Here is a 10077-nt window from a genome sequence, read left to right as displayed (position 1 = left end):
CGGACGGCCGCCGGCACTTCGCACGCACGTTTTTTTACGCCCCACTACAATCAGTCGGCCCGATTCCTCAATGTGCATGCGCAATGGATTCACGTAGTGCGTATGCACTTGCGGACCTCGCATGATTAGCGCGTCACGTCTAACAAAGACCGGTTATCGACCGGATTTTGTTCGACGTCGGCGGATAAATAAAACTCCCACTTTACGGATACGTTCATGGCAACGCTGAACATCAACGGCCAGTCTCACACCATCGACGCGCCGCCCGACATGCCCGTGCTCTGGGTGCTGCGCGATATCGTCGGTCTCACGGGAACCAAGTTCGGCTGCGGCATCGCGCAATGCGGCGCGTGCACCGTGCATCTGGACGGTGTTGCTGTGCGCTCGTGCGTGCTGCCCATCGCGGCGGTCGGCGACAAAAAGATCACGACGATCGAAGCCGTCGGCGATACGCCTTCCGGCAAGAAGGTGCAGGCGGCGTGGCGGCATCTCGACGTCGTGCAGTGCGGCTACTGTCAGTCCGGACAGGTGATGCAGGCGGCGTCGCTGCTCACGCAGAACCCGAACCCGAGCGACGCCGACATCGACGCGGCGATGGCGGGCAACATCTGCCGCTGTGGCACCTACAACCGCATCCGCGCTGCCGTGAAGCAGGCAGCCAAGGAGGCGTGACATGTCACAAGGATTGCTCGATGCACAAAACGGCAAGCCGCGCGACGACGATGCCACCCGTGTCAACCGCCGCGCCTTTCTGAAGTTCAGCGCGAGCGTTGCCGCGATGGCGGGCGGCGGCCTGATGCTCAGCTTCAGCATGCCTGCGCAAAGCCAGGGCGACGTGCGCAAGTCCGTGATTGGCGGCGATGGGGTCGAGACGCCGCAAAGCGGTGTGCTCGCGGCGAACTCGTTCGTGCAGATCGACACAGCCGGCAAGGTCACGCTGATCATCCCGAAGGTCGAGATGGGCCAAGGCGTGTACACGTCGATTCCGATGCTGATCGCGGAAGAACTCGAAGTGCCGCTGGACAGCGTCACGATCGATCATGCGCCACCCGACGAAAAGCGCTTCACCGACCCGCTGCTCGGCGGCCAGCTGACGGGCGGCTCGACGTCGATCCGCTATGCGTGGGAACCGATGCGCCGCGCGGGCGCGACCACGCGCGTGCTGCTCGTCAATGCAGCCGCCCAGCAATGGCAGGTGGATCCGGCGTCGTGCCATGCGGAGAACGGCCAGGTGATCCACTCGGACACGAAGCGCAGCATCGCGTATGGACAACTCGTCGAAGCTGCCGCGAAGCTGCCCGTGCCGGAGAACGTGCCGCTGAAGAACCCGAAAGACTTCAAGCTGATCGGCACGCAGGCAAAGCGTCTCGATTCGCCGGAGAAGGTGGACGGTAGCGCGATGTTCGGTCTCGACGTGCGTTTGCCCGATATGGTCTACGCGGCAATCGTGAATTGCCCCGTGTTTGGCGGCACGCTCGCGAGCGTCGACGACGCGGCGGCGAAGAAGATCCCCGGTGTGCGCCAGATCGTGAAGATCGACAACGGCGTCGCGGTGATCGGCGATCACACGTGGGCCGCGAAACGCGGCGCCTCGGCGTTGAAGATTACGTGGAACGAAGGCGCGGGCGCGACGGTGTCGATGAAGACGATCGTCGACGATATGGAGAAAGCGTCGCAGGGTACTGGCGCCGTCGCACGCAAGGACGGCGACGTGAACAACGCGTTTTCGCAGGCGAAGACGCGTATCGATGCGGTCTATCAGCAGCCGTTCCTTGCGCACGCAACGATGGAGCCGGTCAACTGCACGGTGCACGTGAAGCCGGATAGCTGCGATATCTGGGTCGGCACGCAGGTGCCGACACGCGCGCGCGATGCGGGCGCGAAGGTGACGGGACTGTCGCCGGACAAGATCGTCGTGCACAACTTTCTGCTTGGCGGCGGCTTCGGGCGCAGGCTCGAATTCGATATGGTCACGCAGGCCGTGAAAGTCGCGAAACAGTTGAACGTGCCTGTGAAAGTGACGTGGACGCGCGAGGAAGACATTCAGCACGACATGTACCGGCCGTATTACTACGACAAGATTTCGGCGGGACTCGACGCGAATGGCAAGCCGATCGCGTGGCAGCATCGGATTGTCGGTTCGTCGATTCTGGCGCGCTTTGCGCCGCCTGCCGTGAAGAACGGAGTCGATCCCGATGCCGTCGAAGTGGCCGCCGACTTGCCGTACGACCTGCCGAATCAGCTCGTCGATTACGTGCGCCAGGAGCCGCACGCGATACCGACTGCGTTCTGGCGCGGCGTCGGGCCGACGCGTGGCACGTTCGTGGTCGAGAGCTTTATCGACGAACTTGCGGCGCAGGCGAAGATCGATCCCGTCAAGTACCGGCGCGATCTGCTCGGCAAATCGCCGCGCGCGCTGAATGTGCTGAATGTCGCGACGCAGGCGGCGGGCTGGGGCAACACGGTGCCGAAGGGGCAGGGGCGCGGCGTATCGGTGATGCATGCGTTCGGCAGTTTCTTTTCGATGGTCGCGGACGTGACCGTCGATCAGGGCGAGGTCACCGTCAACCGCGTGGTGTGCGCGGTCGACTGCGGGATGGTGGTCAATCCGAACACCGTCGAAGCGCAGATTCAGGGCGGCATTATCTTCGCGATCACGGCGGCGCTTTACAGCGAGGTGACGATCGATCGCGGCCGTGTGCAGCAGAACAATTTCACGGACTACCGGATTCTGCGCATCAACGAAGCGCCTTCGATCGACGTGCATATCGTGAAGAGCAGCGAAGCGCCGGGCGGTATCGGTGAACCGGGAACGGCCGCGGCGCAGCCGGCCATCGCCAACGCGATCTATGCGGCGACGGGCAAGCGCTTGCGTCAGTTGCCGGTTGGCAGCCAGTTGATAAACGCATAAGGGGCCGACGATGAAAACGACATTGAAGGCTTTTGCGTTGGCCGTGGCGTTCGCGCTGCCCGCGTTGTCTCACGCCGCCGACGATGCGCTCGTCAAGCGTGGCGAGTATCTGGCGAAGGCGGGCGATTGCATCGCTTGCCATTCGGCGCCGCACGGCAAGCCATTCGCGGGCGGCTTGCAGATGATGACGCCGATGGGCGCGATCTATTCGACCAACATCACGCCGGATCCGCAGACGGGTATCGGCCAATACAGTGAAGACGATTTCAAACGTGCGATGCGCGAGGGCGTCGCGAAGGATGGGCACAACCTGTATCCGGCGATGCCTTACCCGTCCTACGCGAAGGTCAACGACGACGACATGCATGCGCTGTACGCGTATTTCATGCATGGGGTGGCGCCGATCAATCAGGCGAACCGCGAACCCGATATCAAGTGGCCGATGAACATGCGCTGGCCGCTGAAGTTCTGGAACATGGTGTTTCTGGAGAAGGGTGTGTATCGCGACAAGCCGGGCAAGGACGTCGCGTGGAATCGCGGTGCGTATCTGATTCAGGGCCTGGGGCACTGCGGTTCATGTCATACGCCGCGCGGCGTTGCGTTTCAGGAGAAGGCGCTCGATGAAAGCGGCAGTGCGTTTTTGACGGGTGGCGTGCTTGATAACTGGTTCGCGTCGAACCTGACGGGTGAGCATAACGTCGGGCTTGGGCGCTGGTCAGAGGCGGATGTCGCGCTGTTTCTGAAGACCGGCGCGAATCAGCATGCTTCTGCCTTCGGGGCGATGACGAGTGTGATCAACAACAGCACGCAGACTTTGACTGATGAGGATGCCGCTGCGATGTCGCGCTATTTGAAATCGCTGCCGGCGGCGGGTGGTTCGGGTGGGCCTGCTTATGCATATGACGCGAAGGCGACGAAGGTCTCGCTGACGCGGCCTGCTAATGATGCGGGTGCACGGGTTTACACGGCGTTCTGCATGCATTGTCACGGGGTGGATGGGCGTGGGTTTGCGCCTATGCTTGCGCCTTTGGCGGGCAATCCAAATGTGCTGGAGAAGAATGCTTCTTCGTTGATTAACGTTACGTTGAATGGCACTGAGGATCTTGTGATTGGCGGTATTCCTGCGCCTTATCCGATGCCTAAGTACGCGGCTGTGTTGAGTGATCAGCAGATTGCTGATGTGCTTGGTTTTGTTCGTTCAGGTTGGGGGAATGGTGCGGCGGCTGTTAGTGCTCGTGATGTGGCCAAGATGAGGAAGGAGACTCACGCAGCAGGGAAATAGGTTTTTTTTGTCTTGCGACGCTTTGTTCGGTTTGCTTGGGTTGTTGCTGGCATCCGCGGTTTTTTACTGGTGCTTCAGGCGTCGCCCCTGTGCGGGGCGGCACTTACTTTCTTTGCCGCCGCAAAGAAAGTAAGCAAAGAAAGCGGGCTAACACCGCCCGTGCTTGACCTCCGCCTGAGGGCCCCCGACGGGTCCTCTCCTTCACACGGCAACTTCTCGGTCACCGCCCGTTGCCAACGCCTCGAATTAGCGCCTCACCCACTCCAATCACCCGCAGTGCAGCCAGCGGCAATGAATGGTTTGCGCCGCCCAGGTGGCAAACTGTGTGTAGGTCGTAGTACTTCACACCTCAGCGCTCTTACGACACCGATCGTGTTTTTCAGTCCGGAGTGGAACGCATGAGCCGCGACAGCCGACACACAGTTTGCCGCTATAGAACGTGGGCAATCTGATCGCGCGGGCCGCGACGCGAGAGTGTGAAGCGGGTGATGAGCCAATTCGGAGCGTTGGCAGCGGGCATCGAGAAGGGAGATGCCGTGGACAGGACGGGGCCGTTGGGGGCCCGTGGGCAAACGTCAAGAATTGGCGGTGTTCAGCGGCTTTCTTTTGCCTACTTTTCTTTGCCGCGGCAAAGAAAAGTAGGTGCCGCCCCGCACAGGGGCAACGCCTGAAGAACCCATAACAAAACGCGGATGCCAGCAACAACACAAGCAACCCGAACAAAGCGTCGCAAGACAAACACAAAAACAAAAAACCCTACCTCTCTCTCGACACCTTCTGCCGCCGCTCCAAAACCCGCGCATACCACGTAAGAGGAAAGCACATCGCAAAGTACAGAAGCGCGACCATCCCATAGATAGGAAACGGCCGAAACGCAGCATTAGTAATCATGGTCCCGGTCTTGGTCAGCTCAGTGAACCCGATAATAGAAGTCAGAGCCGTACTCTTCACAACCTGAACCAGAAACCCGACAGTCGGCGCAACAGCAATCTTGAGAGCCTGCGGCCAGACGATATACCGCAACTGCTGCGAGAAAGTCATCCCGAGACTGGCGCCGGCAGCCCATTGCCCGCGAGGCACAGCCTCGACACACCCGCGCCAGATATCAGCCAGATAAGCACTCGTATAAAGCGTCAACGTCACAGTAGCCGCAACCCAGGGCGATACGTCGACACCCATCAACGGCAGCCCGAAAAACGCCAGAAAAAGCTGCATCAGCAACGGCGTGCCCTGAAACAACTCAACATAGAGCACGACAATGCGCCTGAGCCAGGGCATCGGCGACACGCGCATCGCAAGCAGCAGCAAGCCAACAACACCGCCACCAACAAACGCAATCAGCGACAACAAAATAGTCCATCGCGCCGCGAGCAACAAATTACGTGCAATATCCCAAAGCGTAAATTCGATCATGATCAGCGCTCCGTCGTCGATGCAGCGCGCGCACCGCGTATCGCAAACAGCGTGCGCAACAGGCCACGCGGAGCCTCGGCAGAACGTGCGGAGCGGCCAGCAAAGAGCCCCTTGCCAAGCCGGTTCAACACCTGCCGCAATACGATCGACAACACCAGATACGTCGCCGTGATGATCACGTACGCTTCGAACGAACGGAAATTGCGCGACTGGATATAGTTCGCCGCGTAAGTCAGATCAGGCACCGAGATTTGCGACACGACAGCCGAACCCAGCATCACGATCAACACCTGGCTCAACAGCGCGGGAAACACATTGGCCACCGCCTGCGGCAACACGACATGACGGAAAACCTGGCGTTGATGCAAGCCCAGCGCCTGCGCCGCCTGAATCTGTCCGCGTGGAATCGAATCGATACCGGCACGCACGATCTCGATCGCGTAGGCGCCCAGATTCACCGTCATCGCAAGTATCGCGGCCTGTATTTCGTCGATGTGTATGCCAAGGCTCGGCAATCCAAAGAACACGAAGAACAACTGCACCAGAAACGGCGTGTTGCGGATCAGTTCGACATAGGTCGCAATCAGCCAGCGCACCCATTTCGGCGCGGACACGGCCGCTGCCGCGCCCGCGATGCCAACCAGGCCACCCAGTACCGTCGATACGGCCGTCAGTCCGAGCGTCACGCCGGTGCCACGCACGAGCATCCCCGCATACATGTCGAAACTGCTGAAATCGAACGTGTAACTCATCGTATGCGGCTCATCGTGACATCTGGTGATCAAAGGAAATGGTTTAGAGGTTCTCCGGCAGCGGCGCGCGCAGCCACTTCTGCGAAATCGCGTTCATCGTGCCGTCCTTGCGGGCGCGCGCAATGGTGTCGTCGACCTTCTTCAAAAGGCGCGGCTCGTTCTTGTTCAGGCCGACGTGATCGGGCGAGCTGAACAGCGAGAACTTCTGCTCCGGGTCGTTGGCAGGATGGCGCGCGAGAATCGTCGCGCCCACATCGTTACCGACGACCATCAACTGTACCTGACCAGAAAGAAATGCAGAAATAGCGCCGTTAGGATCGTCGAAACGTTTGATGTTCGCGCTCGGCGGCGCGATCTTCGTCACGCTCAGGTCCTCCAGCGTGCCGCGCGCGACGGAAATGCTCTTGCCCGCGAGGTCGTTCGCGTCCTTCACCTTTAGCGACTTCGGGCCGAACACGGCGAGGTAGTAAGGCGCGTAAGGCTGCGAGAAGTCGATCACCTTCTCGCGCTCGGGCGTCTGTCCGACGGACAGCAGCATGTCCGCCTTGTGGTCGGCCAGATAGGCCATGCGGTTGTCGCCCGTCACGGCCACCAGCTCGACCTTCACGCCAAGCGACTTGCCGATCAGATCGGCGACGTCGATGTCATAACCCTGCGGCTTCATGTCCGGGCCAATCGAGCCGAACGGCGGATAGTCCATGAACACGCCGACGCGCACGACGCCCGCCTTCGTGATCGTATCGAGAGCATCCGCATGCGCGAGCGGCGCGAACGCGGACAACGCCACGCCTGCGAAAGCGAGCGAGGCGAAGGCGTTGCAGAAGCGGCGGCGGAGGAGAGCGGCGGTGGTCATCGGTGCATCCTTTGTGAATGTTGTGGCTGCGGTGAAAGCCACTCTAGGTATGCAAAAAAACTGGAACAATCGAAATCTGCGCATGGATGCCATGCGTTGCGCTCATGGCACAAGGGTTCTCCCGAGCCCGATCGTGCATGAGTGCAATGCATGACGGTCAGGGGCCGCGGAATTTTGGATCGCGTATGCTCTGGGATCGTCACGCGGCCAGCCATGCAAAAAGCGGCACGCGCGATGAATTTTCCTGATGCAACGAATCCTCATGCGCCGACTTCCACCCCTGAATGCCTTGCAGATCTTCGAGACGGTGGCGCGCCATCGCAGCTTCACGCGCGCGGCCGAGCATCTGTGCCTGACGCAAGGCGCCGTGAGCCGGCAGATCCTCGCGCTCGAAGACTACTATCAGTTCCCGCTCTTCAAGCGTCACGCGAAAGGCCTGACGCTGACGGCCGAAGGCGAGTTGCTGCTGCCTGCCGTCAAGGAGAGCTTTGCACGTATCGAAGAGATTTCGCTGCGGCTCACGCGGCAGCGTACCGATCTCGCGCTGAAGGTGCCGACCTGCGTGATGCGCTGGATGCTGCCCAAGATCATGCAGTTCCAGGCCGAATATCCCGATCTGCACGTGCAGATCACGACCACCTGGCAGCACGACGTCGACTTTCAGGTCGAGCCGTTCGATGCCGCGATCGTCTATGGCACGTCAGCAGGCGCGGACGTGCAGGCCGTGCCGCTGTTCGAGGAGCGGCTGACGCCTGTGTGCGCGCCGCAACTGTTGCAGGACAAGCCGCTCGGCGATGCCGCCGATCTGTCGCGCCATACGCTGCTGCATCCCACGCGCGATCACCGCGACTGGAAAATGTGGCTCGAACACGTGGACGTGCGCAACGTCGACGCAGGACTCGGCCCGAGCTTCGATACGCTCGATCTCGCGACCAACGCCGCGCTGCAAGGCTTCGGGGTGGCGATCAGCGATCTCGCGCTGATCGAAGAGGATGTGGCCGCGCAGCGGCTGGTGCGCCCGTTCGACGCGGTGCTCACGACGGGCGCGCGCTATTACTTCGTGTATCCGGACAGCGTCGCGCATCAGCAGAAGGTCAATCTGTTTCGCGACTGGATCGACCGTCACTGGGCGCAGTGACGGCCGCAGCAGCGCTCAGGGCGCGAACGAAAGAAACAGGTACGCGGCGAACAGCGACAGATGCACGGCGCCTTGCAGGATCGTCGTGCGCCCCGTGCCGAGCGTGAGCGTGCTGATCAGCAGCGTCAGCGTGAGCAGCACGGTGTCCTTGCCGTCGATACCCAGCACCAGCGGGCGCCCCGTCCAGATGAACACCAGCGCAACGGTTGGAATCGTCAGCCCGATGCTCGCGAGCGCCGAGCCGAGCGCGAGGTTCAGACTGGTCTGCAACCGGTTGGAGCGTGCCGCCCGCGCCGCGGCAAGCCCTTCGGGCAGCAGCACCAGCGCGGCGATGACGATACCGACCACGGCTGCAGGCGCGCCCGCTTCGAGCACCGCGCGCTCGACCACCGGCGACAGCACCTTCGCGAGCAGCACGACGGCGACGAGGCTGACCACCAGCAGCGCGCCGCTCGCCATCGCGACGCGGGTGCTGGGCGGTGCGGCGTGCGCGTTTTCATCGGCGGCATGGGCGTCGGCGAGAAAGTAGTCGCGGTGGCGCACGGTCTGCACGAACACGAACACGCCGTACAGCACCAGCGACGAGACGCCCGCGAACGCCAGTTGCGAATCGCTGAGCGCCGGGCCGAGGCTGACGCTCGTGTAGTTGGGCATCACCAGCGTCAGCACGGACAGCGAGGCGAGCACGGCCAGCGCCGCGCTTGCGCCGCGAATCTGGAAGTCCTGTTCGCGGTGCTGCAAGCCGCCCACCAGAAGGCAGATGCCGACGATTCCGTTGCACACGATCATCACGGCCGCAAACACGGTATCGCGCGCGAGGCCCGCTTTTTCCGGTCCCGCGGACAGCATCACGGAGACGATCAGCGCCACTTCGATCACCGTCACGGCCACGGCCAGCACCAGCGTGCCAAACGGCTCGCCGACGCGGTGCGCAACCACTTCCGCGTGATGCACGCCCGAGAACACCGAGCCCGCCAGCGCGACGGCGGCGAGCGCCGTCAGCAGTCCGTTGCCGGGCAGCGCGTAGGCGGCGCCGAGCACGATCCAGGCAATGAAGGGCGCTGCGACCGTCCAGCGGGGCAATACGGGCGATGTCGATGCCATAAAGGTTCAGTCCGTTCGTTGTTGTTCGTATGATCCGCGACGGGACGCCGCCGCATTGACTGATGCGCGGCTCGCACTTCCGTGAGATTAAACCAGCGGGACAGGCTGGCGATATGACGGCCATGTAAAAATGCCCGCCACAAAGAAAAACACCGCTCCTCGTGACGAAGAGCGGTGTGTTGTCCGACCGTGCGCCCGCGAGCGGGCGCCACCAGACGATGCGTCGATTACTGGCCGACCGGGCGGATCGTCAGTGCGTTCTTCACCGACGTCACGCCTGCCACGCCTTGTGCAACCTGCGTCGCCTGGTCGACTTGCGGCTGCTCCGGCACCGAGCCCTGCAGAACCACAGCGCCGCTCTTCGCGCGAACCGTGATGTTGGCGACGCTGATGCCCTTGGCCTTGGCCAGCGCGCCGCGCACCTTGCGCGCCAGCGCACGGTCAGCCGACTTCGCTGCCTTCGCGGTCTGCTTGGCGCTCGGCTGAGCCGTCATGTCGGCATCGCTGGCCTGAGCGTATGCATTGACCGACGCGAGCACTACGAGTGCAGCACCTACCATCTTGATTGCCTGAATCGCCTTCATTCACTTTCTCCTGTTGTCATGATTTGCGACAGTGTCGCGC

Annotated in this window: 9 protein-coding genes; 4 read left to right on the top strand and 5 right to left on the bottom strand. The window is 61.9% G+C overall.

Features of this window, described 5'->3' with window-relative positions:
* Positions 1-216: 216 nt before the first annotated feature.
* The 3 genes from G3O01_RS29735 to G3O01_RS29725 are packed head-to-tail and all read left to right on the top strand — an operon-like array spanning position 217 to position 4193.
* Positions 217-672: a (2Fe-2S)-binding protein gene (locus G3O01_RS29735; protein ID WP_205810169.1), complete on the top strand. Its 456-nt coding sequence runs from the start codon at positions 217-219 to the stop codon at positions 670-672.
* A 1-nt stretch (position 673) separates the two neighbouring features.
* Entirely contained in the window at positions 674-2911 is a 2238-nt protein-coding gene (locus G3O01_RS29730; RefSeq protein WP_205810168.1) for a xanthine dehydrogenase family protein molybdopterin-binding subunit, read from the top strand.
* A gap of 10 nt (positions 2912-2921) precedes the next feature.
* Positions 2922-4193, top strand: coding sequence for a cytochrome c (locus tag G3O01_RS29725; protein ID WP_205810167.1), 1272 nt, complete (start codon positions 2922-2924; stop codon positions 4191-4193).
* Between the two features lie 756 nt (positions 4194-4949).
* Here G3O01_RS29725 and G3O01_RS29720 read toward each other — a convergent pair.
* Genes G3O01_RS29720 through G3O01_RS29710 form a run of 3 tightly spaced genes read right to left on the bottom strand, consistent with a single transcriptional unit; the run spans position 4950 to position 7211 of the window.
* Positions 4950-5606, bottom strand: a complete 657-nt coding sequence (locus tag G3O01_RS29720; protein WP_205810166.1) for an amino acid ABC transporter permease — start codon at positions 5604-5606, stop codon at positions 4950-4952.
* Between the two features lie 2 nt (positions 5607-5608).
* Positions 5609-6358, bottom strand: coding sequence for an amino acid ABC transporter permease (locus tag G3O01_RS29715; protein WP_205810165.1), 750 nt, complete (start codon positions 6356-6358; stop codon positions 5609-5611).
* A 43-nt stretch (positions 6359-6401) separates the two neighbouring features.
* Positions 6402-7211: a transporter substrate-binding domain-containing protein gene (locus tag G3O01_RS29710; RefSeq protein ID WP_205810164.1), complete on the bottom strand. Its 810-nt coding sequence runs from the start codon at positions 7209-7211 to the stop codon at positions 6402-6404.
* A gap of 262 nt (positions 7212-7473) precedes the next feature.
* Here G3O01_RS29710 and G3O01_RS29705 point away from each other — a divergent pair, with 262 nt between their 5' ends.
* A complete protein-coding gene (locus tag G3O01_RS29705) occupies positions 7474-8349 on the top strand; it encodes a LysR substrate-binding domain-containing protein (protein WP_205810163.1) in 876 nt (291 codons plus the stop codon).
* Positions 8350-8364: 15 nt separating this feature from the next.
* On the opposite strand, the gene G3O01_RS29700 is transcribed toward G3O01_RS29705, so the two are convergent.
* Positions 8365-9453, bottom strand: a complete 1089-nt coding sequence (locus tag G3O01_RS29700) for an ionic transporter y4hA (protein WP_205810162.1) — start codon at positions 9451-9453, stop codon at positions 8365-8367.
* 227 nt (positions 9454-9680) lie between these two features.
* The gene (locus G3O01_RS29695; RefSeq protein WP_205810161.1) at positions 9681-10037 is read right to left on the bottom strand and encodes a BON domain-containing protein; all 357 of its coding nucleotides are present in this window, start codon (positions 10035-10037) and stop codon (positions 9681-9683) included.
* Positions 10038-10077 lie beyond the last annotated feature (40 nt).

Origin of the sequence: Burkholderia sp. Ac-20365 (assembly GCF_017104715.1) — a bacterium.
GTDB lineage: Bacteria > Pseudomonadota > Gammaproteobacteria > Burkholderiales > Burkholderiaceae > Paraburkholderia.
This window is presented reverse-complemented; position numbering and strand designations above follow the sequence as displayed.